At 69.9% G+C, this 25183-nt stretch carries 24 protein-coding genes, 2 tRNA genes and 3 pseudogenes; 24 read left to right on the top strand and 5 right to left on the bottom strand.

Going from position 1 to position 25183, the window contains the following annotated elements; genetic code table 11:
• Positions 1-387 precede the first annotated feature (387 nt).
• The 5 genes and pseudogenes from FF36_RS40155 to FF36_RS39065 all read left to right on the top strand — a co-directional run.
• A pseudogene (locus FF36_RS40155) lies at positions 388-447 on the top strand (hypothetical protein); the annotation flags it as partial.
• Between the two features lies 1 nt (position 448).
• A partial coding sequence (locus FF36_RS26120; RefSeq protein ID WP_242422869.1) for an IS5 family transposase occupies positions 449-1227 on the top strand: 779 nt, incomplete at its 5' end.
• A 620-nt stretch (positions 1228-1847) separates the two neighbouring features.
• Positions 1848-2669 (top strand): hypothetical protein, encoded by an 822-nt coding sequence (locus FF36_RS26115; RefSeq protein ID WP_044887838.1) that lies wholly within the window; start codon positions 1848-1850, stop codon positions 2667-2669.
• A gap of 2325 nt (positions 2670-4994) precedes the next feature.
• Positions 4995-5372, top strand: coding sequence for a hypothetical protein (locus tag FF36_RS26110; protein WP_044887837.1), 378 nt, complete (start codon positions 4995-4997; stop codon positions 5370-5372).
• A pseudogene (locus tag FF36_RS39065) lies at positions 5369-6721 on the top strand (recombinase family protein); the annotation flags it as partial. The gene FF36_RS26110 and the pseudogene FF36_RS39065, both read left to right, overlap by 4 nt.
• 572 nt (positions 6722-7293) lie before the next feature.
• Here the strand turns inward: FF36_RS39065 and FF36_RS26095 are convergent.
• Together FF36_RS26095 and FF36_RS26090 are read right to left on the bottom strand one after the other, a co-directional pair.
• Positions 7294-7366: transfer RNA gene (locus tag FF36_RS26095), tRNA-Arg, on the bottom strand.
• Positions 7367-7516: 150 nt separating this feature from the next.
• The gene (locus tag FF36_RS26090; RefSeq protein ID WP_044887834.1) at positions 7517-7741 is read right to left on the bottom strand and encodes a DUF3039 domain-containing protein; all 225 of its coding nucleotides are present in this window, start codon (positions 7739-7741) and stop codon (positions 7517-7519) included.
• 201 nt (positions 7742-7942) lie between these two features.
• On the opposite strand from FF36_RS26090, the gene FF36_RS26085 reads away from it, so the two are divergent.
• Positions 7943-8632 carry a metal-dependent transcriptional regulator gene (locus FF36_RS26085; protein ID WP_044887833.1) on the top strand — a complete coding sequence of 230 codons (690 nt, stop codon included), beginning with the start codon at positions 7943-7945 and terminating at the stop codon, positions 8630-8632.
• 59 nt (positions 8633-8691) lie between these two features.
• Here FF36_RS26085 and FF36_RS26080 read toward each other — a convergent pair whose 3' ends face one another.
• The gene (locus FF36_RS26080) at positions 8692-9786 is read right to left on the bottom strand and encodes a C40 family peptidase (RefSeq protein WP_242419645.1); all 1095 of its coding nucleotides are present in this window, start codon (positions 9784-9786) and stop codon (positions 8692-8694) included.
• A gap of 592 nt (positions 9787-10378) precedes the next feature.
• Between FF36_RS26080 and FF36_RS26075 the strand changes: the two genes are divergently transcribed.
• The 5 genes from FF36_RS26075 to FF36_RS39055 all read left to right on the top strand — a co-directional run bounded on the left by FF36_RS26075 (position 10379) and on the right by FF36_RS39055 (position 16035).
• Complete coding sequence (locus FF36_RS26075; RefSeq protein ID WP_044887831.1) at positions 10379-11665, top strand: ammonium transporter; 1287 nt, start codon at positions 10379-10381, stop codon at positions 11663-11665.
• Complete coding sequence (locus FF36_RS26070) at positions 11662-12003, top strand: P-II family nitrogen regulator (RefSeq protein WP_044887830.1); 342 nt, start codon at positions 11662-11664, stop codon at positions 12001-12003. Before FF36_RS26075 ends, FF36_RS26070 begins: the two co-directional genes overlap by 4 nt.
• A gap of 241 nt (positions 12004-12244) precedes the next feature.
• Positions 12245-14635: a [protein-PII] uridylyltransferase gene (locus FF36_RS26065; RefSeq protein ID WP_044887829.1), complete on the top strand. Its 2391-nt coding sequence runs from the start codon at positions 12245-12247 to the stop codon at positions 14633-14635.
• Positions 14636-14710: 75 nt separating this feature from the next.
• Positions 14711-14801, top strand: a tRNA-Ser gene (locus FF36_RS26060).
• 595 nt (positions 14802-15396) lie between these two features.
• On the top strand, positions 15397-16035 hold the full coding sequence (locus FF36_RS39055) for a hypothetical protein (RefSeq protein WP_242419646.1): 639 nt from the start codon (positions 15397-15399) through the stop codon (positions 16033-16035).
• Here FF36_RS39055 and FF36_RS39050 read toward each other — a convergent pair.
• Positions 16033-16251, bottom strand: a pseudogene (locus FF36_RS39050) (tyrosine-type recombinase/integrase); the annotation flags it as partial. The gene FF36_RS39055 and the pseudogene FF36_RS39050 sit on opposite strands and share 3 nt — an antisense overlap.
• Positions 16252-16369: 118 nt before the next feature.
• Positions 16370-17056, bottom strand: a complete 687-nt coding sequence (locus FF36_RS26050; RefSeq protein WP_044887827.1) for a hypothetical protein — start codon at positions 17054-17056, stop codon at positions 16370-16372.
• A 125-nt stretch (positions 17057-17181) separates the two neighbouring features.
• Here FF36_RS26050 and FF36_RS26045 point away from each other — a divergent pair, with 125 nt between their 5' ends.
• The 13 genes from FF36_RS26045 (at position 17182) to FF36_RS25990 (ending at position 25176) form a co-directional block, all read left to right on the top strand.
• Positions 17182-17388, top strand: coding sequence for a helix-turn-helix transcriptional regulator (locus FF36_RS26045; protein WP_044887826.1), 207 nt, complete (start codon positions 17182-17184; stop codon positions 17386-17388).
• Between the two features lie 23 nt (positions 17389-17411).
• Positions 17412-17612, top strand: a 201-nt coding sequence (locus tag FF36_RS26040) for a hypothetical protein (RefSeq protein WP_242422868.1), incomplete at its 5' end; no start/stop codon positions are given.
• Between the two features lie 90 nt (positions 17613-17702).
• Complete coding sequence (locus FF36_RS35105; RefSeq protein WP_128423394.1) at positions 17703-17933, top strand: hypothetical protein; 231 nt, start codon at positions 17703-17705, stop codon at positions 17931-17933.
• Positions 17930-18160, top strand: coding sequence for a hypothetical protein (locus tag FF36_RS35610; protein ID WP_044887825.1), 231 nt, complete (start codon positions 17930-17932; stop codon positions 18158-18160). The genes FF36_RS35105 and FF36_RS35610 overlap by 4 nt, the downstream gene beginning before the upstream one ends.
• Positions 18157-19419: a bifunctional DNA primase/polymerase gene (locus FF36_RS26030; protein ID WP_157871739.1), complete on the top strand. Its 1263-nt coding sequence runs from the start codon at positions 18157-18159 to the stop codon at positions 19417-19419. The genes FF36_RS35610 and FF36_RS26030 overlap by 4 nt, the downstream gene beginning before the upstream one ends.
• Complete coding sequence (locus FF36_RS26025; RefSeq protein ID WP_044887824.1) at positions 19416-21476, top strand: DUF927 domain-containing protein; 2061 nt, start codon at positions 19416-19418, stop codon at positions 21474-21476. Before FF36_RS26030 ends, FF36_RS26025 begins: the two co-directional genes overlap by 4 nt.
• Before the next feature lie 401 nt (positions 21477-21877).
• On the top strand, positions 21878-22297 hold the full coding sequence (locus FF36_RS34520) for a DUF6009 family protein (RefSeq protein WP_199865503.1): 420 nt from the start codon (positions 21878-21880) through the stop codon (positions 22295-22297).
• Positions 22294-22497 carry a hypothetical protein gene (locus FF36_RS26015; protein WP_044887823.1) on the top strand — a complete coding sequence of 68 codons (204 nt, stop codon included), beginning with the start codon at positions 22294-22296 and terminating at the stop codon, positions 22495-22497. The genes FF36_RS34520 and FF36_RS26015 overlap by 4 nt, the downstream gene beginning before the upstream one ends.
• Positions 22498-22577: 80 nt before the next feature.
• Complete coding sequence (locus FF36_RS26010) at positions 22578-22949, top strand: hypothetical protein (protein WP_044887822.1); 372 nt, start codon at positions 22578-22580, stop codon at positions 22947-22949.
• A gap of 76 nt (positions 22950-23025) precedes the next feature.
• Positions 23026-23637, top strand: coding sequence for a hypothetical protein (locus FF36_RS35605; RefSeq protein ID WP_044887821.1), 612 nt, complete (start codon positions 23026-23028; stop codon positions 23635-23637).
• Between the two features lie 50 nt (positions 23638-23687).
• Entirely contained in the window at positions 23688-24278 is a 591-nt protein-coding gene (locus FF36_RS26000; protein WP_128423393.1) for a hypothetical protein, read from the top strand.
• Between the two features lie 57 nt (positions 24279-24335).
• On the top strand, positions 24336-24713 hold the full coding sequence (locus FF36_RS25995) for a hypothetical protein (protein WP_044887819.1): 378 nt from the start codon (positions 24336-24338) through the stop codon (positions 24711-24713).
• Positions 24714-24777: 64 nt separating this feature from the next.
• Positions 24778-25176 (top strand): hypothetical protein, encoded by a 399-nt coding sequence (locus FF36_RS25990; protein WP_044887818.1) that lies wholly within the window; start codon positions 24778-24780, stop codon positions 25174-25176.
• Positions 25177-25183: the final 7 nt, after the last annotated feature.

Genomic DNA, 25183 nt, shown 5'->3' with positions numbered 1-25183 from the left:
GGGACTCGAACCGGGGCAGCAACGGTTCCACCAGCTCCCACAGATCATCCGGGACCAGCCGCTGAGCGAGGCTGTTCTCCATCACATCCATGATCGGGTATATACCCGGCGCAGCCCCACACGAGACAACCTCTTAGAGGATGTTTGGTTCTGTTCCGGGGTTTCCCGCCGTTTCATACCCCGGCTGGCAGCCACACTCCGTCATGATTTCAGGAAATCTGCGTCGAGTGTACTCCACTCTACCCGATAAGACAGCTATGAGGGCGTCGCGTTCGCGATAGAAGATCCTGTGTTATCCCGCAGTCTCCTGTTCCGTGGCCTTCGCCGGTGACACTTCGGGCGTGGATTCCGAGGATAGCCATCGGCAGGATGCGGTACGCCGCAGACATGACCAAGCAGCGGCACTACCCCAGCGACCTGTCCGACGCCCGGTGGCGGCTGGTCGAANCCACGCTGACCGCCTGGCGCGCCGAACGCCATAAGAAAGGCCTGACCATCGGCCGCCCCCCGGCGCACGATCTACGCAGCATCCTCAATGCCATCCTGTACGTCGACCGGACTGGTATCCCCTGGCGCTACCTCCCACACGACTACCCGCCCTGGGAGACCGTCTACGGCTACTTCGCTCACTGGCACGACGACGGCGTCCTCGACCAGCTCGCCACCCTGACCCGCCAGCATGCCCGCACCGCCGCGGGCCACGATCCCGAACCCACCGCCTGCGTGATCGACTCCCAGAGCGTCAAGACCGCCCCCACCGTTCCGGCTGCCACGCAGGGCACCGACGCCGGCAAGAAGATCGTAGGACGGAAACGGACCATTATCGTCGACACCCTCGGGCTGCTGCTCACCGTGCTGGTCACCGCCGCCAGTGTGCCCGACGGGCCCGCCTGCCTGCCTTTGCTGACCACTGTCGCCACCGCTCACCCGACCATCCGCAAAGGCTGGGCCGACAGCGCCTACCGCACCACCGTCATCGACCACGCCGCCCGGCTGGGCATCGATATCGAAACCGTCCGCCGCGACCCCGCAACCAAGGGATTCTTTCCTCTTCCCCGCCGTTGGATTGTGGAGCGGACCTTCGGCTGGCTCATGTCCTACCGCCGCCTCGCCCGCGACTACGAGACCCGACCCACCCGTTCCGAAGCCATGATCCACCTTGCGATGATCGATCTCATGGCCCGACGCGCCACCGGCGAATCAACCCCAACCTGGCGAGAAGCATGAATCCGAATCAANCGAAACCTGCGGGATTGAACGCCCACTTAGGGAACCTGTCTCCCGCTGCTCGTGCAGTGATCAGCCTCAGTGGCCGCTGCCCATCATGAACCGACCCCTACAGGCATACCCCCTGCCCATCGGTGGACCCGTCGGCTAGCCATTTCGGTACCCCATTTGAGGTGCTACCCCACCCGGGTGCGCTGGTGCAGGTCACCGGCCTGCTGGCACTACCCAAAAACAGCCCGACTGAGTCCCCCGCGAAGTCGGGGAGATAATCGGGACGGGGAATGGCGGGCCTCGCTGGAAGTTTGACTGAACGGCGCCGGATCAGTGCTGCATTCTTCGGGAATTTAATGGTGTTTTCTTAGGGTTACTTGTGGGGGTTTGGCTTTTGTCTTTCTTTCTTCTGCACCGGCGGCAGGGTTTTCTTTGGCTTTCCCGTCACTGTCACCACTCTCCGAGAAATGGCCTCCGACCTGCGGAAACACAGCTGGAAAGGATCGCCAGAAAGGCAGAATTCGGCGCCCGGAAGTATTGATTTCCGGGCGCGCGGGAGGGACTATTAGATATCGGCGCGTTGCGCCCGGCGCGCGGCGCTAAATCCCTCTCTCGCATGGAGCCTTTTCATGTCGCATGCCTTCATTTCCCCTGTCTTTTCGCGGGACATTCCTTCGACCGTGGCCGGTGAGGCGGTCACGGCGGAGGACATGGCGCGGGTGACCGAAGCGGACTGGTCCGCGATCGTCGAGTCCGCACGCCGGTACTGCTGGAAACTCGACGCGTCCCGGTCGCGCAAGCGTGCCGACGGTTCGGCCACGATCGCGCGCGACGGGTACGGGAGCTACGGCCACGACGACGTGTCGGACGACGTCGCCCAGGACGCGGTACTGATCTACGCCCGGCGGCTCGGTGCGATCATCCGTAGCTGTGTGGTCGCGTCGGTCGACGTGGCGACCCGTGAGCCTGACCGGTGGCAGTACCGGCCGCAGGATGGAGAGATGTTCCTCGCGGACCGTGCCCTGATCCGCAAGTGGGCTGTAAAGGACGCGGCACGGCGCAACGGCTACGGAACCCCCAAGCCCACGTCTGAGGCCACGACACCGGAAGCGGCCGAGCAGCGCGCCCGGTATCTGGCCTCCGCCACCTACTTCGCGAGCATGGCAGATGTGATCTTCGCGTCAGCGTGGGGCGATGGCAGCGACTTCCCCACGCTTCGCAAGATCATGGACGTGGCGAACGGTGCCGATGACCTCGGCCGCGCCGGTGTGTTCTCGACCGTGGCTCAGCAGACGTACGGCGGCAAGTACGGATCCGGCCGTCCGCAACGCAGGATTCGAGACGCTGCCCGCGCGGAAGCCCGCGAACTGTCGGCACGCTGCGACGCCATCCGCGATGACTTCGCCCACCGCGACCGACCGACGAAGTGCACTCCCGAGCCCGAAGACTGACACCGTCCCTCACCCTCACGGAGCCTCCGAGCGCAAACGCTCGGAGGCTCCGCCCATTTCACCAGCGATCCCGCCGCTTCACTGGTCGTGCTGGGCCGCGCCGGTGGCGCTGGGCTCCGCCGGTCGCGCTGGGCTCCGCCGGTCGCGCTGGGCTCCGCCGGNGCGCTGGGCTCCGCCGGTCGCGCTGGGCTCCGCCGGTCGCGCTGGGCTCCGCCGGGGTTCCGTCAGGTCGAGCCGGTTGCGCCCGCGCCGGCTTGTCGGCTCCGCGGGCCGCGCCGGTTCGCTTCGACCCGCCCGCCCTCCTACCCGCCCACCTTCCTACCCGCCTGCCTTCCTTGCTCTCCGGCCGATTCTGGGCGCCGGGTGCGTGCCGTCCGGTTCCGCCGGGCTTCGCTGGTCTGGCCGGCTCCCGCCGACGCGCCGCGCCGGTCCGGTTCCGCCGGCTCGGCCGGCCCCCGCTGGCCGAGCTCGGCTCCTGGCAGGGCCATCTGGTTCCGCCGCGCCGCGCGGGTCTGCTGGTTCCGCCTGGCGTGCCGCTGGGTCGCGCCGCGCCGGTCGGGCGTGGGCCGTGGTCGGGTTGGTGTCCGGTCGGAGGGCGGATGGGTCGGGTTGCTGACCGGTCCGGGTCCGGACCCGGACCTTGGGTCGACGGATCGGTGCGGGCCGGGTTGTGCCCCGCTGGACGGTCGGGGCGGCGCTGGCGCCGTTCTTTGGGTAAGGGCACTCGCCGATCGCTTCGGCGGATGGGCAACCCCTCGGATGGGCCGCCGTGTGGCCGGCGCGGTGCCCGGTGGCGCGGTCCTGGGGGTATCGCGGGCTGCCTTTTGAGGATGCGGCGTTTCCACTGCTGGGAAAGGGACGTCCCGTCTGCTGGGCGCGCCTCTGCCAGTTCGGGTGTGCCTTGTTTTCGCTGCCAGCGATCAATATTCCGGTTGGACTATTGATCGCTGGCATGTCGCGGCCGGCGCTTGTGCGGTGAGTACGAAGTCTTTTCCAAGATTTTTCGGGAGGTGTCAGTCAGGGTCTGCCTCGCGGGCCGCTGGCACCGTGCCAGCGGCGGCTGTGCACTGTTGGTGGTGTCACAGCGTCGCAGGTCAGAGCGTCGCTGGGCCGGTCGGAGTCTGCCGCTGGTGGGTGGGCGTGGCTGCATGGGGCCGCTGTGCCACTGGCTGCCCAGCGATCTTTGTTGGGCATGGCGTGGAAGATCGTGCTGTCTGTTCGCTGTGCTCGATGTGGTGTCCTTGGATCCGCCCGAAATTCGGTGGCATCGGAAAGGACACCCGGCAATGTCCGATGAGACGCGCCCCTTTTTCCACGAACGGCTGACGCCACAGTGCGGCGCCGCGCTGGTGACCCTTGCAGTGCCTCCAGGCTGATCGTCGCCTCCGCGGCGCTCCGGGCTCTGGGCTGGCACACGCGCCTCGCTCGTCGTGCGGATCGCGTGCCGGCCGGGCGGGACCCTGCCGACTTGGCGGCCGGTCCCGACGGTCGCTCCGCGCGGTGCGGGGTGATCGGCGCCGGCCGGTCGGTCATCCCCGCGCGGGCCCAGAGCCGCGCGGCGGCGGTCTGGCGTGTGAGCGATCTTCGGAGCGGGCTGGTTACCGCGCCTGGCGATCATCATTCGATTGGACTAGTTCATGCGCACTATTTTCCGCCGTGAATGCACGTCAGAGCACATTTCGATCTCGAAACCTGGTCCCCCGATGGGCGTGCCCCATTTTTACTACCCGGACTGCGGAAATGGTGGCGCCCGCACTCTGCCGCCCCCGGGCGCTGCGCTGTCGATCGAACAACGCTTGCACAACTCTGAAGATCTGCTGGCAAAAACGGGTCCAAAAACCGGATTCCTCTATAGCGGCGTTCCGTGCCGCGCGGAAGGAGGCCCGCCTCGTGACCGACCCGGCCCACGCTCACCCCGACCATGCCGACTCGCCCCACCCGTCGCGCCCCGCGCGCCCAACATCCCCTGCGGCACCGCAGCCAGGCGGCCTGCGCGCCGTCCCTTCGCCGCCGACGCCGGCCGATCCGCCGCCGGTCGGCAGGGGCTCGGGGGGCGAGTCCGGGTCCGGACCCGGCTCTTTTCCCGGTCGGTTCTCCGCCTCCACCGTAGACGGGAATCCTGACTCGGCCGGGGCGGTGCTGTGCCCGCGATCCATTCCCGGATCGGAGCATTTCCCGTGTTTGTTGGGTTCCATTGCGGCCCGTCCGGGTGTTACCTTTGTTGTCGATGAGCCGGATACTGCCCCGTGCCCTGCTGGGAGCGGCTGCCCGATCTTGGCCTCCGCTGCCTCTGCCACGTCCTTTCTCTCGACGTCTGGAGGCTCTGTGACGGCTGCTGGCACCCCCGCTCCCCTCGACAACCCGGACGACGACGGCGGCGGCGGGCCGCCGATCGCCCAGCGCGACACTGCCCACCCTGGCCAGATCGGACAGTCCTCCCCGCCGGGCGGGGCCCCGGACGGAGAAGACCCTCACGGGTCGGTGGGGGAGCGGCCCGAGGCACAGGACGCGCGGGTTGTCGGGCTGCGACCCCCGTCGGAGGGCAGGCCGGGCCGGCGGTGGGTGTTCCACGGCGAGGTCGAGACGATCAGTGGTCCGGAGGCCGACCGGATCCGGGCCGAGTTGGCGGACGTGATCCGGGATCTTCTGCTCTGGGCCGCCGGCGAGGCCACCGGCAACGAATCGGATGAGGAGGCAGCATGAACGATTCTGGCCGACCGTCTCGGACGGCCGGACCGGGCCGCCCTGGACCCGGGCCGGCGACCCGGGCGACGGATCCAGCGAACCCGGCGCTGCGCGGGTTGTCGGATCTGGCGGTGTCGCCGTTCGCGATGCCGCTGGCACGGCTGGAGCGGGAGGTCCGGGTCGCGTTCGCTGGGCGGACCTCGACCGAGGAGCAGCAGGACCCCCGCCAGTCGTTGATCCGCCAGCTGGACCGGGCGAAGTCCGCGCTGCCGGAGTCGTGGGTGATCGTCGCCCACTTCTACGACGTGGAGTCGGGCCGCAAGGACCTCGATCAGCGCGGCCACGGCGCGGACGTGTCCCGGTTCGACATCCCGATCCCCCGCGACGGCGGGATCGACGACCTGCTGGCCGAGGCGGAGCATCCGAACTGCCGGTTCGATGCGGTGATCTGCGAGTCGATGTCGCGGATCGCCCGGCGGATGTTCGAGAACCTCTCGATCGAACGTCAGCTCGAACAGGCCGGCGTGGCGCTGCTGGCGTGGAACGAACCAATCAAGGTCGACGGGCCGCGGGCCTCCGCGATCCTGCAACGGAGGATCAACCAGTCCGTCGCCGAGTACGAGGTCTGGAACACCCTCGAAAGCAGCTGGGGTGGGCTGTGCACCCACGTCCGCGACGGCTGGAACATCGGCAAACCGCCCTACGGCTACCGGGCCAAGAGCTACCGGCACCCGAATTCGGTGAAGGCCGACCGGGGGGCGACCAAGACCCGCCTCGAACCCGACGGGGCGCGGGGGGAGACAGTCACGCAGATCGCGCACTGGCGCTACTACCGCGGGCTTGGCTATGGGGCGATCGCCGAGCAGCTCAACGCCAATCTGGAGCGCTATCCCCCGCCCGAGCCGGTCGGTGGGGCCTATCGGGCGCGAGGGGCATGGGCGAAGTCCACGGTGGCCGATCTGCTGCGTAACCCCAAGTACACCGGCTATCAGGTGTTCAACCGGCGGGCGAGTCGGTCCCGGCAGGGGGCGGTCAACGGGCCGGAGAAGTGGGTGTGGTCATCCGAACCCGTCCACGAACCCTTGATCCCGAAGTGGATGTTCGACGAGTTCAACGCCAACCGGCAGACCCGACGTGGCTCCCGCGAGCGCAACGATCTCAACCGCCACCCCGCGACCAAACGGACCTACGTGTTCCGGGGCATGATCCACTGCACGTGCGGGCGGCGGATGTTCGGGACCGTCCGCGAACCCAGCACATCCGTCTGGTACATGTGCTGGCCCCGGGCGAACAACCGAGGCCGTGACGACAAGTTCGCCGGACACCCCAAGAGCGTCCGCATCCGCGAAGACATCCTCGAAGCCGCAGTCGTTGACTTCTACACCGAGCGCGTCTTCGGGCGGAACCGAGTCGCCCTCCTGACTGCCGAACTCGCGACCTACGACGACCGAGCCGCGAGGGATCGAGCAGCCGAACGAGACAGACTCCACAAGAAGATCGACGATCTCAGTCGCAGGCAGGACAACCTGCTCCGGCAAGCGCAGGACGGCGACCCCGACGACCCGTTCACCCAGGGACTACGCAGCAGCTACAACCAGCTCGACACGGAACGCAAGACCACCCTCGGGAAGATCAAAGATCTCGACACGGCGGACGACGCCGAACCCGACCGGCCAGGCCCGGACAGCCTCACCCTCCTCGACGCCCTACCTGAGCTACATCTCAAGCTCCGCCAGGCGCCGGAAGCGTTGCAGCGACGCCTCTACGAGATCACTCAGCTCACCGTCCACCTCGATCACGAAAGGCAGGAGGTACACATGATGATCAAGATTCCGGTGATGGACCTCGACAAGGTTGCCGATCTGGCAGAAGTGACCGCCGACACCCCCGGAGCGCATACAGCACCCACTGAGCATCCACGCCGCGTGGATGCTGTACGTGCCCCAGGTAGGAATCGGACCTACGGCCTACCGCTTAGGAGGCGGTCGCTCTATCCACTGAGCTACTGGGGCGGACGGGGCATCGGATCGACGCCATGGGCGATCGTACGGCCGCCGACGGGAGGCCGACGACAGGGTGACGCATCACGACCGCGGTCTTCCCCGCGAGATCGGAAGTCCGTCCCGATTCTTCCGCTTCGTCCGCGTCGCGCGGCGCGCCCGTCAACCGAGCTGCTGGGCCATCTCGACGAGCTCCTTGCACTTCGGGCAGATCGGGAACCGCGAGGGATCCCGGACGGGTTCGAACTTGTAGCCGCAGAGTGCGGTGACCCGACCGCCTTCGATGGACGCGCGGACGATCTCCTCCCGGCGGGCGTAGTGGGAGTGGTCGTCGCCCTCGTCCGCGCGGGTGTCCGACGTCTCAGGTGCGATCTGAGTCGTGCTCATGACGTCGATTCTAGTGCGGTCACCGCCGACGTCCCGGGCGGGTGAGCCCCCGTCCGGCGGCGGCCGGCCGACAGCCGCCGGACCGGCGCGTCGGCGGGTCGGGTCCGCACGGGAAACTGTCCGGGGGACACGGCATATACGGGACGCATGGCCCTTGCACCCTGAGGACGGGGCGTACCCTGGAAGGGACGAAGGAGACCGGTGACTGGACTGATCGACAGTACCGAGATGTACCTCCGCACCCTGTATGAACTAAGGGAAGAGGGCATCCCCCCGCTACGCGCGCGCCTGGTGGAGCGGTTGCACGTGAGCGCGCCTGCCGCCAGCGAGTCGACCGCTCGTCTGGCCAACGAGGGACTGGTCTCCCTCGCCGACGACCGGACCGTCCAGTTCACCGAGAAGGGTCTGCTGCGGGCCACGGCCGTCATGCGCAAGCACCGGCTGGCCGAGCTGCTGCTCACCAAGGTCATCGGGCTCGACTGGGCCTTGGTGCACAACGAGGCGTGCCGCTGGGAGCATGTGATCTCCGACGAGGTCGAGGCCCGGCTCACCGTCCTGCTCGGCGATCCGAAGCGTTGCCCGTTCGGTAACGAGATTCCGCCCGCCCAGCGCAGCGACACGCCACGGCCCGCCTCCGCGCCCGTCAGCCTGTTGGCTTCCGCCGACCGGGCCGCCGCGGACGGCAGCCGGCCGGTGACGGTGAGCTGGATCTCCGAACGGCTGCAGACCGATGAGGGCGCCATGCGTCGGCTGCAGGACGCCGCGATCGTGCCCGGTGCCCAGATCATGCCGGGCTCCCGCGGCGACCTGATCCACGTCGTCTCCCCGAACGGCCAGAGCGACACGGAGATCAGTCGCAGCACGGCGGCCCTCGTCTACGTGGACCGCTGACCTCGCCGCGCCCTCCCGACGTCGCACCTGCCGGCCACCCATCCCCCGGGTGGCCGGCGTCAGGCTCCCGGCCGGATGCCTCCCTGGAAGCTCGTCCACCAGACGTTCTCCACCCGAACCACCTCGCCGGTACGGGGAGCGTGGATCATCTTTCCGTTCCCCACATAGATCCCGACGTGGCCGAGATCCGGATGGAAGAACACGAGGTCCCCGGCCTTCAGGGCGGCGCGGCTCACCCGACGCCCCTCGTCCCACTGCGATCCGGTGTAGTGGCTGAGAGCGACGCCCGCCTTCCCCCAGACCCACTGGGTCAGCCCGGAGCAGTCGAAGGTTGCCGGCCCCTCCGCCCCCCACACGTAGGGCTTCCCGAGCTGCGCGTAGGCCTCCCGCACCGCGGTCGCCGCCCCACCGCCGCCACGCACCGGCGCGGCCGCCGCAGCGGTGAGCGGAGCCGCGGCGAAGGCTCGGCCCGCCGCTGCGGCCACCCCGGACTCCTGCCCGTAGCGGACCCGCTCTGCCGCCGCCTGGCGGGCCGCCTGCGCCGCCGCGGCGGCCGCCGCCGCCTGCCAGGCCCGCGCAGCGGCCGCCTGCCGAGCCTTGGCCTGCCGTTCCAGCTCGGCGTAGCGCGACTCCAGCCGCTGCAACAGCCCGTGCTGCTCGTCGGCCGCAGCCTCGATGGTCCGCTTGCGCTCGGCGAGATCCGCGATGATCTTCTTCTTGTCGGCGAGGGCCGCATCGGCACCTCGCCGGGCCTCGGTGAGATCCCGGCGAGCCAGCCGCAGGCCGGTGTCCGCAACCCGCTGCCGACGAGCCAGGGCGTCGACGGCGCCCGCCCGGTCCAGGGCACGGCGGGGATCGCCGGTCAGCAGCAGGGACACCTGGGCGAAGCCCCCCGCCCGGTCCGCCGACACGGCGAGGCCCCGATGCTGATCCGCAGCCCCGCGCACCGCCCGGTCGGCCCGGTCGACCCTGGTGGCGGCGTCCTTGGCGGCCCGCTCGGCCTCGGCGAGCCGGATCCGTCCGGCGTTGAAGGCCTCGGCGGCACTCGCCGCCTGCTGAGCCGATTCGTCAAGCTTTGAGCGTGTACGTCCGATTTCGGCTTGAATGTCGGCGAGGCTCTGCGACGTCGGTCGAGCGGCCGACGATGCAGGCACCGCCCAGGCAGAGCCCGCGGGGCCGCCGATCGTCGCGGAGCCGGCAAACAGAATGCCGGCCAGGCCAAGGACAAAGAGGCCTGCGACTTTCGAGCCTGCCACGTTGTCGCGGGCTACTTTGCCCGCTGCGACTTTCGGGCTGCCGCGGCGCGTGCTTGGCGGGCCCGGTCGTTGTCTGGGGATGGGCAGGACCGGCTCGGCGTATCCGCCGAGATCAGTGACGCCAATCGGGTCGATCGGGACGCGCCGGCCGGCGGCGCTGGGGTGGCGGGTCTCGGGGTCCGGTTCGCCGACGCTATGCCAGCCCTCCGTAGGGACACTGCTCACACCGCCGGACGGTAACTGTACGCAGTTATACAGTCACGGAAGCACGCCGATCCGGTCGGAGAGTCTCCGCACGCCCACTGCTAGGCGACCAAAACGGGCCACAGGCCGCCCAATTTAGCGATTTCACACACCAGAAACAGCTAAGACACAGGTCGGGAACAGATCCTATCGACTCTTCGGACCCGAGGATCCGGGACGAACGCAGCGTGGCCGGGGACCGGGTGAGCGCAGTCCGCGCACCGCGCGGGGGGATGACAGGAGAGACATGGTCAAAATGGATACGGGCGATACCGCATGGATGCTCATCAGTTCCGCGATCGTGCTGTTTATGACGCCCGGACTGGCGTTCTTCTACGGCGGCATGGTCCGGGCAAAGAACGTCCTCGGCATGATCATGCAGAACTTCTTCTGCATCGGCATCGTCACGCTCGTGTGGTCGGTGGTGGGCTTCAGCGTCGCCTTCGGTGCGGGCAACGGCTTCTGGGGCGGATTCCACTTCTTCGCGCTGCAGCACCTGTCCGAGGGCGACAATAATATCCCGTATGTCGTGTTCGTGGCCTTCCAGCTCATGTTCGCGATCATCACTCCCGCGCTCATCACCGGTTCCGTCGCCGACCGCATGAAGTTCAGCGCCTTCGCGGTCTTCGTGCCGCTGTGGTCGGTGCTGGTCTACTCGCCGATCGCCCACTGGGTGTGGTCGACCAGCGGCTGGCTGTACAAGCGCGGTGCGATGGACTTCGCGGGTGGCACGGTCGTCCACGCCAACGCCGGTATCGCCGCCATCGTGCTGGCCCTGGTGCTGGGCAAGCGGGCCGGCTGGCCGACCGGGGACTTCCGCCCCCACAACGTGCCGTTCGTCCTGCTCGGCACCGGCATCCTGTGGGTCGGCTGGTTCGGGTTCAACGCCGGTTCGGCGCTGGGCTCGAACAAGCTCGCCGGGTTCGCCCTGCTCAACACCCAGATCGCGACCGGCGTGGCGATCCTCGGCTGGCTCGCGATCGAGAAGATCCGGGACGGCAAGGCCACCACGCTGGGTGCCGCGTCCGGCGCGGTCGCCGGCCTGGTCGCCATCACCCCGGCCTGTGGTTTCGTCTCCCCGATGGGTTCCATCGCGGTCGGCGGCCTCGCCGGCGTCGTCTGCGCGCTGGCCACCTCGATCAAGGGCAAGGTCGGCATCGACGACTCGCTCGACGTCGGTGCGGTCCACCTCGTCGGCGGTGTGCTCGGCGCTCTGCTCACCGGTTTCTTCGCCACCGTGGACACCAACTCGGCGGGCCACGACGGCATTTTCTACGGCGGTCCGTGGAGCGTGCTCGGCGAGCAGGCTTTGGCCGTCGGCGCGACGCTGGGATACTCGGCCGTCGTGACGGCGATCATCGCCCTTGCGATCAAGTACACGATCGGGCTGAAGCTGAGCGACGAGGACCAGATCACCGGCATGGACGAGGCGCTGCACGGTGAGACGGCATACCGGTTCACCTCCATCGGTGGCGGCGGTTCGCTTTCCACCAGCGTCACCCCCGTCAAGGTGCCTGAGGAGGCCCAGGCATGACCAAGCTCGTCACCGCCGTCATCAAGCCCTTCAAAGTCGACGATGTGAAGGCGGCGCTGGAGAACCTGGGCGTGCACGGCTTGACGATCTCCGAGGTCCAGGGCTACGGCCGACAGAAGGGCCACACGGAGGTCTACCGCGGCGCGGAGTACAAGATCGATTTTGTTCCGAAGATCAAGATCGAGGTCGTCGTGACCGACGAGGCCGCCGACGACCTGGTCGCGGCAATCGCGACGGCCGCGCAGACCGGCAAGATCGGCGATGGCAAGATCTGGGTCGTCCCGGTCGACTCCGTGGTCCGGGTGCGCACCGGCGAGCGAGGCACCGACGCGCTGTAGCACCACGTGGCGGCTCCAGGGCGCCACGCCATGCTCCCCACGCACCACCCACCCGGCAACCGCACCACGCAGGTAGCACCAGAGGTCGCGGACGCTCCGGGCCCCAGCCCGGGCGTTCCCTCCTCGCTCGACCACATGAGGCGGCACCGCGCGATCATCGACGCGGTGCCGCGCCATGTGGCGGCCCGGCCCGCGCGGGCCGAGTCCGTTGGAGCGGCCGGTGCCGGAGGAGGACAGAGCCATGAAGGACCGTCTGGAGATCCTCAGGGGACGCGCCGAGCGGCTGCCCACGGCCACCGGGCCGACGCTGCGCCGCCTTCTCACCGACCTGGCCGACGCGGCCCTGACCGACCTGTTGGGCGATCCCGGCCCCGGGGTCGCCCTCGTCGCCGTCGGCGGCTACGGCCGGGCGGAGCCGGCGTTCGGCAGCGACCTCGACCTGGTCCTCCTCCACGACGGCGCCCATCAGAACATCGCCGCCCTCGCCGACGCCGTCTGGTATCCACTGTGGGACGCGGGCGTCGGCCTCGACCACAGCGTGCGCACCGTCGACGAGGCGATCACGGTGGCGGACGACGATCTGAAGGCCGCGCTCGGCCTGCTCGACGCCCGCCATGTCGCGGGCGACGCGGCGCTGACCACCGATCTCGCCCGCCGCGCCCGTTCCCGCTGGCGCACCCGCGCCCCGAAGCGGCTGCCCGATCTCGCCGCCGCCGTGGCCGAGCGCGCCGCCCGCCTCGGCGAGGTGGCCTTCCTGCTCGAACCGGACCTCAAGGAGTCCCGCGGCGGGCTGCGCGACGTGCATGCCCTGCACGCCCTCGCCGCGGCCTGGGTCGCGGAGGTCCCCTCCGACCGGGTGCTTGCCGCCGCCGAGGTGCTGCTCGACGCCCGCGGCGAGATCCGCCGGCTCAGCGCCGGCCGCCCGCAGGACCGGCTGCTGCTCCAGGACGGCACGGCGGTCGCCACCGCGCTCGGCTACCCCGACTCGATGGCCCTCGCCCACGCCGTCGCCGACGCCGGCCGGACGATCTCCTGGGCCTGGGACGCGACCTGGTACCGCACCGCCGCCGGGCTGCGCAACACCTCCCGCTGGCGCGGCCGGCGTCCCGTCCGCCGCCCCCTGGACGAGGGGGTGATCGACCAGGGCGGCGAGATCCAGCTCGCCCTCGACGTCGAACCGGCGAAGGACCCGGTCCTCGTGCTGCGCGTCGCCGCGGCCGCCGCCCGCACCGGGCTGCCGCTGGGCCGCTACGCCGTCGACCGGCTCGCCGCAGAGGCGCCGGCGATGCCGCAGCCGTGGCCGCCCGCCGCACGCGACGCGCTGGTCGCCCTGCTCGCCACGGGCGACGCCGCCGTCGGCGTGCTCGAATCCCTCGACCAGGTGGGTCTGCTGGTCCGGCTGCTGCCCGAGTGGGCCGCCGTGCGCAGCCGCCCGCAGCGCAACCCCTACCACCGCTACACCGTCGACCGGCACCTGATGGAGACCGCCGCCCGCGCCGCCGCGTTCACCCGCGACGTGGACCGTCCCGACCTGCTGCTGCTCGGCGCGCTGCTGCACGACATCGGCAAGGGCTTCCCCGGCGACCACACCGACGCCGGCATCGAGCAGATCCGGCTGATCGGCCCCCGGCTCGGCCTGCCCACCGAGGACGTCGACGTGCTCGTGGCGATGATCCGCCACCACCTGCTGCTCGGCGAGACGGCCACCCGACGCGACATCGACGATCTCGCGACCATCCAGGCCGTCGCCACCGCCGCCGGCAGCGACCGGATCCTCACCCTGCTGCACCGCCTGACCGAGGCCGACTCTCGGGCCACCGGGCCGACCGCGTGGAACGCCTGGAAGGCACGCCTCATCAACGACCTGGTCGAACGCTCCCGGGCGCTGCTCGGCGGCGAGCGGGTGCCCTGCCCGCCGCGGCTGGACGACCGCCAGCGCGGCCTGCTCGCCCTGCCCGCGGAGCACTCCGTCCAGGTCAACCCGCTGCCCGACGAGGGGATGTTCGAGATCGTCGTGGTCAGCGCCGACCAGGTCGGGCTGCTGGCCGTCACCGCCGGTGTCCTCGCGCTCAACCGGCTCGACATCCGGCGGGCGTCCGCCCGCAGCGCCGGCGGGCGCGCGCTGCTGCAGGCCGCGGTCGCCGCCCCGCACGGCCGGGTGCCGGAGGAGGCGAAGCTGCTCGCGGACCTGCGGGCCGCCCTCGCCGGCACCCTCGACATCGCCGAGCGGCTCGCGGCCCGGGAACACGACTACTCCGGCGCGAAGCAGTGGACCACCCCCGGCCCACCACAGGTCATCTTCGACGACGGCCTGGGCTCGACCACCGTCCTCGAGGTACGCGCCCCCGACCGGGCGGGCGTGCTGTTCCGGATCGTGCGGGCGCTGTCCGGGCTACGGCTCGACGTCGCCACCGCCATCGTCGCCACGCTCGGGCTCGACGTGGTCGACGCCTTCTACGTCCAGGAGGCCGACGGCCGGCCGGTGGCGGATGACGCCCGCCGCCGCGAGATCGCCCGCGCGGTGCTCGCCGCGCTGGGGGCGGAGGATCTCCCCGACCAGCCGACGCCGGCCGAGCGCGCCGACTCCGTGGGCTCCGTCAGCTCCGTGGACTCCGCCGGCCAACGGCTGTGATCCATCCCGCCCGCCCGCGCCGCACCCGGGCCGTTGGCACCCTCAGGGGAGACGCTATGATGAGCGAGCACGTTGGGAGGCTTCGCCTAGTCCGGTCTATGGCGCCGCACTGCTAATGCGGTTGGGGGCTTCAACCCCCTCCCGGGTTCAAATCCCGGAGCCTCCGCCCCTCGTTCACGTGGCCTGCCGCGTCGAACACCCTTGGTACCAGCGGAAACGCCCGTCTCCCCCGCAGTGGCGGTGCCCGCAACGGTGCTGGTGCCCGCAGGGTGCCCACGCCGCACCGTGCGAGGCACCGCCGCAGCCACCGTCTCCGCCGCCTTCTGACCCGTCGAACGCAGCAGGTGAACGTACAGAGCCGCGGTGATTGACGGCGTGGAGTGCCCCAGCCGCTTCGAGACGAGCGCGATGTCGACGCCCTCGGCGAGCTGAATCGACGCCGAGGCGTGGCGCAGATCGTGAAGGCGCCGCCGGGACAGAAGGCCGCGTCCCAACTCCGCGCCGATCCCTACGTCGACGGGCAGCGGCTCGGCGAGGGTCAACCGGGCCCGTTTCCCGCGCAGCCCTTCGACCTCGACGACGGTGACCTCGCCGACCCGTTCACGGTCCACGTAGAGCGTCCACGTCCCCACCGGATCCCGGTACCGCTCCCCCACCACCACCCGGGTCTCACCGACCGCCGCGTCCTCCCGGATCGCCGCGCACAACCCGGCCCGCCGGGCGATCTGCTGCATCCGCCGGGTCACGTACTGCGGGTCGAGATGCCGGCCGGACGGATGCGTGAAGATCAAATCCTTGAGCTGGACCGGCTTGCCGTGCTCGTCGGGCAAGATGCCGTTGTCCCATCCGGCGCCGACCTCTTCCCGCTCATCGTCCTGGGCCAGCTTGTGCGCGAGCAGCGAGCCGAGCGTCGTAGCGTCGAGGTCAACTTTCCGCCGTCCGCTGCGGGTTTTCGGCGGCCAGACGCCGTACTCGGTGTCGTTCTTCACGATCTGCTTCGTGATCGTCAGCACGGAACGTTCTTCGTCGAGGCCCGACCAGGTCGCCCCGCACGCTTCACCGCGGCGAAGGCCGTGCAGCCCGATCAGTTCGTACATGGCTGCGAGCCGGTCGGCGGCCGCCTCGTCGAGGAACGCGCCGACCTCGTCGGCTTCCCACGGTTCGACTTCCTGCCGGCTCGTTTCGGGGAGTTCCACTCCGACGGCAGGGTTGAACTCGATCATGCGCTGGTCGAGGGCGTCACCGAGCGCCGTCTTCAACAGCTCGTGCACGTCGCCGACAGTTGCCGGGCCGATGGGCCGCCCCCGCTCCGCGGCGTTCACCACGGCCCGTTTCAGCGCGGTGTCGATGTGCTCGGATCGCAGGGCGACGAGGGGCATCTCACCGAGCGTCGGCACTAGGTGCAGCCTGATCATCTGCTCATAGCGGTTGCGGGTGGTGGGCCGTAGCCGGTTCTTCCGCCCGAGCCAGTCCGTGAGGTACGTGCCGAGTGTCAGGCCGCCGACGGACCGCTGACCGGCACGGACCCGAGCGACGGCCTTCTCCGCGGCGTCTTCGGCGAGCTTCTTCGTGGTGAACCCGGAGTCGGAGATCTCTGTCTTTCCGACGAGGGGCACGAGCGCCTTCGGAACACGAAACCTGAAGCTCCATGAGCCGTGGCCGCGCTGCTCCAGGCCCGGGCAGGCGCCGCGCGGAAACTTCCGGCCGGTGGCATCCCGGCAGCCACACCGACGCTCAGTCTTGATCTTCACCGTCGCCTATCCTCGTACCGCGCTTCCGGATTTCCTTGGCTATCTGGTCGACAAGCCGCCTGGTTGCCTGCCCGCGCATGGCACGCAGTCGCTCCAGGTCAGCCCCCACGTCTTCGCGTTCCGACACGACCCGGTCCCGTTCTTCGGGCAGCGACCGGCCCCATAGGTCTAGCGCGATCTCAGCCACGACCACAGCCGGAACCTTAAGCCGGCGCGCCGCCTTCGCTTCGGCTTCGGTAGGGACAATTCCGAATACCAGGCGAGAGCCCTGGTTGTCCTTCACCAGGTAGCCCGTGATGGGGCCGCCGCTTATCCGAACGTTGTAAGGACCCGGTGAAGCGGCGAGTACATCGAGGACGCTCCGCCCCAGCATGGAGAGGGTCGGGGAAAGCGCCGCCATCTCGCCGGGGTCGATCAGATCGCTGATTCTGATCGGCCTCCCCAGCGCATCCGTGAGCACGAGCGGCAGCAAGATGAACTCGGCGGCGGTGAGGTCACGCTGCCCGCTCTCGAGGGCTCCGACGCTAGATCGAACCCAGGGTAGTCCGTGTCTTCGAGCGGCAGCGGCGATGTCGTCTTGCCGCACACCAGCGGTTGATCGGCGCATCTCACCGACGTGTTTGCCGACGATGGCCGCGATCGTCGGAGTCTCTGAGTCCGTGTCGCCCATGGCGCGAGACCTTACCGCGAATGTGCGTCAGGGTGCTGGCGCTTGACATTCGCGCCCACCGTCTGGCACGGTCAGGCACCAGTGGCCCGTCTCTGCGCCAGGGTGCTGGCGCCTGTGAGGTGATCGTGGACAAAGACGAACTGCTCGACAAGCCGGCGGTCAGCGCCTACCTCGGTGTTCCAGTCGGAACCCTCGAACGGTGGCGACACCACGGCGTCGGCCCGCGGGGATTTCGCATCGAGGGCGGCCGGGTCCGCTACCGGCGTTCCGAGGTTGAGAGGTGGCTGTCCGAGCAGGAAGCCGCCGAGCTTGACCGGCGGGTGTCCGCGTGAGCGCCATCCGGCCGGGCCGGGGNGAGTGGACGCTCAGCGACCTGGACAAGTTGCCGCTGACCACCGACCTACCGACCGCCGCGTCGATCTTGTCGATGGGAACAACGAAGGCTCGATCGCTTGCCCGCGCCGGTCAGTTTCCGGTCCGGGTGATCAAGCACGGTGACCGCTTCCTCGTGCCCGTCGCCGCACTACGCCGCCTGCTCGTCGAGGCCGACGGATGAGCCGCCGCGACCGGCCCCAGAACGCAGAAGCGGCCGGGGTCGCCACCCCGGCCGCCGCCAACATTCAAGCCCTCACCAAGGACCTCTCCTTTGAAGATACCGTCTACGCCCCCCGTCGCGCCGCCTGACCGGGCCGACGGCCGCCCGCGCGCCGTCGTCGTGCCCCTCGATGTTCTGCGCCGCCTCCCCGCCGCACGCCGCACTGTCCGCGCCACCGCCCCCCGCAGCTGGGCGCGGTGGGAACTGGAGACCCTGGCCCTCACCTCCGCCGGCCTCGACCCGGGCGACGCGGCACGGATCGCCTTGCAGGCCGCAGCATGACCGGCCGGCAGCAGACCCGACCCACCCGCGTCGAGGTCACCGAAGCCGGCGTCGAGGTCTACGCCCCGTATGACCGGGACCTCATCGAAAACCTCCGCGCCCTCCCCGGCGCCACGTACGTGGTCGCGCATTGGGAAGTGCCCGAAGAACACCTCGCGGACGTCGTCGAGTTCGTCGAGGAAATTTTCGGCCCGACCAGCGTCGTCGGACAGCGGGGACCGTGGTGACCGCCTCCGACTTGCTCGGCGCCGCCGAGGAAGCAGACGCCGCCGGCCTCTGCGTCCTGCCCGTCAAGGCGAACGGCACCAAGGCGCCGGACGTCGCCACCTGGACGCGGTACATCACCGCCCGGTCCACCCCCGACGAACACCGCCGCTGGTTCCGCGGGGAGCAGCCCGGCGGGATCGGCGTCGTCTACGGCCCGGTCTCCGGAAACGTCGAGATGATCGAATTCGAGGGCCGCGCCATCACCGAAGGCATCCTCGCCGAAGTCGACGCCGTCGCCGACGCCTCCGGTCTCGGCGAGGTCTGGCAGGCGATTCGCCGCGGGTGGGTCACCGAGTCACCTTCAGGCGGCCTGCACTTCCGCGCCCGCATCGACGGTGCCCCCGTCCCCGGGAACACCAAGCTCGCCAGGCGGCTCGCTCGCGCCGACGAGCTGACCGCCAACGAGCGGCACCGGCTCGCCGCCAACCCGGCCGCCGAAATCGTCCGGGTACTCATCGAGACCCGCGGGCACGGCGGCTACGGCGTGATCGAACCGTCCGGCGGCCTCGTCCACGCCACCGGCAGGCCATACCGCCGCCTGACCGGCAGCCCGGCCACCATCCCCACCATCCCCGCCGAGCAGATGCAGGCCATTCGGAACCTCTGCCGGATGTCCGACCGGATCCCCAAGCCCGAAACGCCCAAGACAGCACCCCGCGCCCTGCGGCCACTGCCTGAAGGGGAACTTCGCCCCGGCGACGACTTCGAGCGGGTCGGATGGGATCAGATCCTGGGCCGCGCCGGATGGGTACACGTCGCCCAGCACGGCCGGACGGGGTATTGGCGCCGTCCCGGCAAAGACCGGGGCTCGTCCGCCACCACCGGACGGGACCCCAGCCGCGACCGGCTGTTCGTCTTCTCGACATCGACCGAGTTTGAAGCTGAGGTCCCGTACACCAAGTTCGGTGCGTACGCCGTGCTGTTCCACAGCGGAGATCACACCGCCGCCGCCCGCGACCTCGCCACCCAGGGCTACGGCGCCCGCAGGGACGCGGCACCCGACCCCGGTCGGCTCGCCGAATTCGTCGCCAACGGCGGACCGGCCAGCAAGGTCGGAGGCCGTCTCGTCTGGGCCGCCCGGCAGGTCGCAGGCGAACCCGGCCGGGCCCGGCTTGTCATCCCCCTGATCCGCGCGGCGCACAACCGCGGACTGTCCCTCGACGCCGCCGCACGCGCCGCCGCACGCGGCCTCACCCCCAACGATAGGAGCGGCCAGTGACGACCGGCGACGGCGCCACCGACATCCAGATCCTGGACGCCCTGAACAACTCCGCGCCGCCGCTGCCCTCACCCGGCCCGGTCAACGCCGACGCCCTGGCCGCCGACCTCACCGCAGTCGAAGACCTGATCGACAGAGCCGACAGGGTCCGCAGCACGGTCTACAACCTCGGCCTGACTGGCGTCGACTTCGCAACCGTCGGCCGGGTCCGCGACCGGCTCACCGGCCCCGACACGAAAACCCGCCTGATCACAAAAGGTGAATTCGACAAGGAACACCAGCGGGGCGCGCGGGAACGAGTCCGCCTCGAGCAGGAACGCGCCGACCTTGAAAAGCAGGACCGCGACGAAGAGCGGGCCCTACGCCGTGGAGAGATGGCCTGGGCAACGGGCCTCGGTCTCCCCGACGGGTTCACCGTGCCCGCAAGCTACGACGTCAGCCACGACGGGGTCCTCTTCGTCCCCGCCGAGGGGACGCCGCAGCGGGCTGCCTACGCCCCGCTGGTGCCACTCCGGATCCTCGTTGACCCGGACGGCGCGCAGGGCGTCGAACTGGCCTGGCGGACCGGTGGGCGGTGGATTCGGAGAACCGTCCCGAAGTCGACGATGAAGTCCGGCCGTCGCATGGTGCAAGCCCTCGGTGACGCTGGTCTTCCCGTCATCGAGGCGGACGCGAAGGCCGCGGAACGCTGGCTCGCCGCCGTTGAGGCTGCAAACGAGGAGGTCATCCCCCGGGAGCCACTGGCCCGATGGTTGGGCTGGCAGCCCGACGGCAGCTTCCTACCGGCCGCGGACAGCCCGCTTCCGCTGGAACCGAAGTACCCGGAGCAGGTTCCTTACATCGCAGCGCATCATCCCGCGGGCAGCCTCGAAGACTGGCGGCGGACGATCAAACTGATTGAGCCGTTCCCAGCGGTGCGGGTGGTCCTGGCGGCCGGGTTCGCCGCCGCCATGCTTCGCGTTCTGCGCCTGGACAGCTTCGTCCTCGACGTCGCCGGGACCAGCAGTCGCGGGAAGACGACCGCGGCCCGTGTCGGCCTGTCGCCGTGGGCAGATCCGGGCGAAAAGTCGGATGGGATGCATTCGTGGCGGACGAAGCTATTGGCGGCCGAGTTTCGTCTGAATGCCGTCCGCGGCATGCCAGTGCCATTTGACGAATCGCAGCTCGTCGAAGACCCCTCGATCGTCGACACCATCTTGTACTCGGTGCCCCGGAATCATGGGCAGCACCGTGGCGGCGGCTGGCCGTCGGGCCTCCCCTGGGAAACGATCATCATTTCGACGGGGGAACGGCCAGCCCTCTCCTTCACCTCATCCCAAGGCGCGGCGGCCCGCGTCCTCTCCCTGCGGGCCGCCCCCATGGGCGACAACAGCCCGGAGAACGGCAGGCTCGCCCAAGAGATCGTTGCCGGTGTCACCAGCAACTACGGCACCGCCGGCCCGGCCTTCGTCGAGCGGCTACGCGCCGAACTCGCCGCCGATGACGCTGCCGACCGGATCTGCGCCCGGCATCAGGAACTCGCCGAGCAGCTCGCCGGCACCACAGGCATGTCCGGACGGCGCGCACCGATGGTCGCCGCCCTGGCGCTGGCCGACCGGTGCATCTGCGGCTGGGGCATCGTTCCCCTCGAACCGCTACCCATGGACACCTGGCGCGACCTTCTTGTCACCGACGACGCCGAGGACAACCGCGGCGAGATGGCGTTGGACCTTGTCCGGGAAATCGTCGCAGCCCACCCGGTGGGCCTGTGGCGCCCCGGGGTCATGTACTCGGAACCGAACGGCGGGTGGATCGGCCGTGTCCTAACCGTCGGCGACCAGGACGCTGTCGGTCTGCTGCCCGCCCGGCTCCGCGCGGAACTTGACCGCCACGGCGTCGTCCTCGACGCCGTCGTCCCCGCCTGGCGTGACGCCGGACATCTGGTCGAGGAGGCCAGCTACCGACCCCCATACCTCCCGAAAAAAAAGATCGCCGGTTCGGCGGTCCGGCTTTACATCTTCAGGCCGTCCGTCCTCGCCGCGCCGTCCCTCGACAGCAAGGAAGGCGACGACGAGTGACGATCACCGTTTCTCAGCGCCTTCCCTTTTCCGGCGCCGCTGTATATGCCTCCCTCTCTTCCCGCCCGGTGCGTACCCCCGCCTACAACCGTCCTGACCTGCGGAAACGGGGGGTACGCGGGCTCTCACCGAAGTGCGTACCCCCTGGCTTCAGACACCCGGGGGGTACGCGCCCAGCCAAGGCGGTGCGTACCCCCACCACAGGAACATCAACATTGGTGTTGACCTGCAACTACTCGGATCGTCGGCCGCCGCCCACCGGGGGTACGCACCCGCCGGAACAACAGAGAGGTATACGCGGGCCGCTCCGAAGAAACATCGGCATGCCCGTCACGGTCTGCGATCACACCTCGAACCGGAACACCCGAACGGCGCCGTCCGCCACGGAAAGGACCAGCCACATGGCCACCGCCGAACAGGCGATCGTCTGGACCGAAGACATCACCCGACTCCCCTACGTCCGGGAAGTCGAATACGCCTTCGCCAACACCCGGCAGCGCCCCATCCGCTGGCCCGGCCCCAGCAGGGTGGTCGGCTACAGCACCCTGCACAAAACCGCCCGATCACAGACCCCCGGGCACTTCCTCCGCCGCGTCTTCCTGGTCCAGCCCCACGACCGCAGCGAACAACCCGACGGCGTCTACAGGACCGGCTGCCCATCCGAAGGCGTCGACCCGCTCACGGTGCAGCCCGGTGTGCCCGGGCGCCGTACCCGGCGGGCGTGGGGCTGCGACAACGCCCCCGACCAGCCCCATCACGCCGCCGGCCGCTGCCCGCTCTGCGGCCGGCAGTGGGACCACCTAAACGAGGAAACCCAATGAGCACCGATCTTGACGCGCCCCGCGCATCGTGGCGCGGCCCCCGAAGCCCGGCCCACTGGACCTGCCCGCGGTGCCGCAACACCGCCGTAGCCGACCGCGAGCATCCCGGCGCACTGATCATCGAGCACCGCCCCGGCTGCCGGACCCCCAGCGGCGTCGAAGACGTCCACAGCACCGCGACCGGCGAAACCAGCCGATGACCGGCAGCAGCAGCGTCCGCGGACCACCAGGGCCCCGGCAGCAGACCCCAAACATCAACCACAACGAGAGGAAAGATCACATGGGACAGGCCAGACGGCGACGTGACGCAGACCGCCAGGCCGGCCAGATCGGTAGCCCGATCCCGGCCGCCGGGTTGCAGGGCGACCACCGCGGCACCTGCATCGCCTGCCTTCGTCCGACCGACACCGGTCTCGCATTCCAGGGTGAAGCCGAATGGATCTTTGCCGGACTGCTCGGTCTCGGCGTGCCCGAAGACCAGGTGCACCCGGCGTTGGCCGACCTGGACCCCGCGGGTTGGGGCAACGGCCTGGTGCCGGTCGGGAAGACGGCGGTCACCGTGCGGGCGTGCGCCGAGTGCGCGAGCAAGCCCGGGTTCCCTGTCGCGCTCCTGCTGCCTGGTCACCCGGTGCCGGCGGTGCAGCCCGCATAACCGGACCCATCCGGGTGGGCGCCGTGGTGACTGCCACGGCGCCGCCTTCCCGAAACCCCAACAAGGAGATCATCGCATGACCGAGCAGACCAGCCCGGCTGACGCCGCCCCGTACGCCATCCACCTCGACATCTTCCCCACCGGTGCCGCGTTCGCCTGCGGCCTCTGCCACGCCAGCTTCCGCGCCCACGTCGTCCCATTGCGCTACCCGACCGGTGACCTCACGGCAGGACAGTGGATCTGCCGGCCGTGCCTCGCCGCCGGCTCCGCTCGGCTCGCGTCGGTCGCCGAATCGTTGGACCTGATCGCCGTTGCCGCCGCCGGCAGCGACCAGGTCCTCGCCATCGCCCAGCAGGCCGTGTCCAGCATCCGCAGGGCCACCGAAGCCCACGCCATCGACACCATGGCCCACGAGCTCTATGGCCCCGGCAGCCACCAGCCCACCATCGTCGATCTCGGTTCCAGCCCCATCACCGACGAGTCCGACCTGTACGTCGGCGCTCATCTCGCCGATGGCAAACCACAGGTCACCCTCGTCGACCGCGGCGGCTGGTCGTACTTCGACGGCGACGCGGACGCCGCCATCGAAGCCGCAGACCGCATCCGGGATCTCGCCGAGGTGGCGCGGATGGCCGCCGGGTTCGGACCGGACGCCGGACCGACCGACCCGGACGACGAGGCCGGCTGATGCGCCGCCGCCACCGCGAACCCCCCGCCCACCACCGAGAGGACCCCACGATGACCATCACCAGCACCGTTCCGCTCGCCGCCAGCCTCGACGGCCTGCCCGACTCGATCCGCGACCAGGTCGGCAAGCTTCTCGACGGCCACCACGCCCGCACCGCCCGCTACCGCGACACCCTGCTCAAGCCCGGCGGCCCTGACTTGGAGGTCACCACCTACGGGGACGGCTCCCGCAGCCACGGCCCCGCCGCCACCGAAGCCCTCGCCGCAGCCAACCGCTGGTGGCAGGAGACGGTCACGTTCACCGAGCAGCTTCTCGACCTCGACCGCGACCAGGCCGACGCCCTGGCCCCCATCGCGGGCGACGAGCTGTCCGCCGTTCTCCGCGGCCGGCTGATCATCCTCGCTGAACTCGCCGCGGGCACCATCGGCCGCAGCAACGTCACCGGCCCCCAGATCGAAGACGACGGCGTGGTCCTCGTCGCGGGGGTGCGTGTCCCGCTGACCGGGGTGGTTGCTGCAGGGCCGCCGCCGCAGGCCCCGGAAATCCACGTGTCGATTTCCACGGGTGCCGCGGTCGCCGATGTCGTCGCGCGGATTCGCGCGATCGCCGACCAGATCGAGACGACGGGCTCGTACACCTGACCCGGCGGCCTGCCGGCACCCCCGAAACCCTTTCACCAGCACATAAGGAGAGCTCCGATGCCCGCAACACCCCCACGGCCCAACCCCACCGCGACGGTCCGGAAGGCTGTTCCCGCGGCCACGGCCACGGCGAGCAAGCCGGCGGTGAGCAGCGTCTACGCGCAGGCCGCCCGCCGGCAGCGTGTCGCCAAGATCCGAGCCCGGATCGCTGCTGGCGCCGCGCAGAGCCGGAAGTTCGCTGCCGATGCTGCCCGTGCGAAGGCCACTGCGGCCCGGACCGCGGCGACCAGCCCGAAGACCGCGGCGAAGCCGAAGACCGCGGCGGCGCCGAAGGCGACCGGCACGGGCAAGGGCCAGGCGGCCGCGGCCCGGAAGGTGGCGACGAAGCCGCCGGTGCCGCCGGCGAAAACCCTGCCGCGACGCACCAACCGCTGACCGAGGAAGCGACGCGGCCCCGGCATCCCCGGGGCCGCCCCACCCGAACCCGAAGGAGAACCTGATGAACGACGACCGACATGGCGTGATCGACGCCGCCACCCGCCAGCACCTCGGCAAACCCCTGGCTGACTGCACGATGAGCGACCTTGATGCGCTCGTCGCGACCCTCAGCGGCGGCGCGGAACGCCTCCGAACCGACCTCGCCGAGCACTGCCAGAAGACCGGCACGGTCCCGCCGACCATCACCGACATCGCCACGGTCGACGCCTTGACCGGCGACCAGGTCGACGTGTCCATCGGCGTCCAGCCCGGCGGCATGCCGCTGGTCCTGCTCCGGACCACCGACAGCACGGACGGCACGGCCAGCGTAGTGACCGCCGTCCTCACTGGGGAGGAAGCCGCCCGGGTCGCCGCAGCCCTCGCGGACGCCGCCAACCGGGCCACCGGCGTACTCAACTGACGGCGTG

It is taken from the genome of Frankia torreyi, from assembly GCF_000948395.1.
In the GTDB taxonomy this organism is placed as follows: domain Bacteria; phylum Actinomycetota; class Actinomycetes; order Frankiales; family Frankiaceae; genus Frankia; species Frankia torreyi.
This window is presented reverse-complemented; position numbering and strand designations above follow the sequence as displayed.

Bases quoted from the DNA above. Each gene is read 5' to 3' on its own strand.
- FF36_RS26010 (WP_044887822.1), top strand. From the start codon at position 22,578: ATGGGACAGGCCAGACGGCGACGTGACGCAGACCGCCAGGCCGGCCAG.
- FF36_RS26000 (WP_128423393.1), top strand. From the start codon at position 23,688: ATGACCATCACCAGCACCGTTCCGCTCGCCGCCAGCCTCGACGGCCTG.
- FF36_RS26115 (WP_044887838.1), top strand. From the start codon at position 1,848: ATGTCGCATGCCTTCATTTCCCCTGTCTTTTCGCGGGACATTCCTTCG.
- FF36_RS35610 (WP_044887825.1), top strand. From the start codon at position 17,930: ATGACCGGCCGGCAGCAGACCCGACCCACCCGCGTCGAGGTCACCGAA.
- FF36_RS26050 (WP_044887827.1), bottom strand. From the start codon at position 17,056: ATGGGCGACACGGACTCAGAGACTCCGACGATCGCGGCCATCGTCGGC.
- FF36_RS25990 (WP_044887818.1), top strand. From the start codon at position 24,778: ATGAACGACGACCGACATGGCGTGATCGACGCCGCCACCCGCCAGCAC.
- FF36_RS26015 (WP_044887823.1), top strand. From the start codon at position 22,294: ATGAGCACCGATCTTGACGCGCCCCGCGCATCGTGGCGCGGCCCCCGA.
- FF36_RS26075 (WP_044887831.1), top strand. From the start codon at position 10,379: ATGGTCAAAATGGATACGGGCGATACCGCATGGATGCTCATCAGTTCC.
- FF36_RS25995 (WP_044887819.1), top strand. From the start codon at position 24,336: ATGCCCGCAACACCCCCACGGCCCAACCCCACCGCGACGGTCCGGAAG.
- FF36_RS34520 (WP_199865503.1), top strand. From the start codon at position 21,878: ATGGCCACCGCCGAACAGGCGATCGTCTGGACCGAAGACATCACCCGA.
- FF36_RS26070 (WP_044887830.1), top strand. From the start codon at position 11,662: ATGACCAAGCTCGTCACCGCCGTCATCAAGCCCTTCAAAGTCGACGAT.
- FF36_RS39055 (WP_242419646.1), top strand. From the start codon at position 15,397: ATGCCGGCCGGACGGATGCGTGAAGATCAAATCCTTGAGCTGGACCGG.
- FF36_RS26090 (WP_044887834.1), bottom strand. From the start codon at position 7,741: ATGAGCACGACTCAGATCGCACCTGAGACGTCGGACACCCGCGCGGAC.
- FF36_RS35605 (WP_044887821.1), top strand. From the start codon at position 23,026: ATGACCGAGCAGACCAGCCCGGCTGACGCCGCCCCGTACGCCATCCAC.
- FF36_RS26065 (WP_044887829.1), top strand. From the start codon at position 12,245: ATGAAGGACCGTCTGGAGATCCTCAGGGGACGCGCCGAGCGGCTGCCC.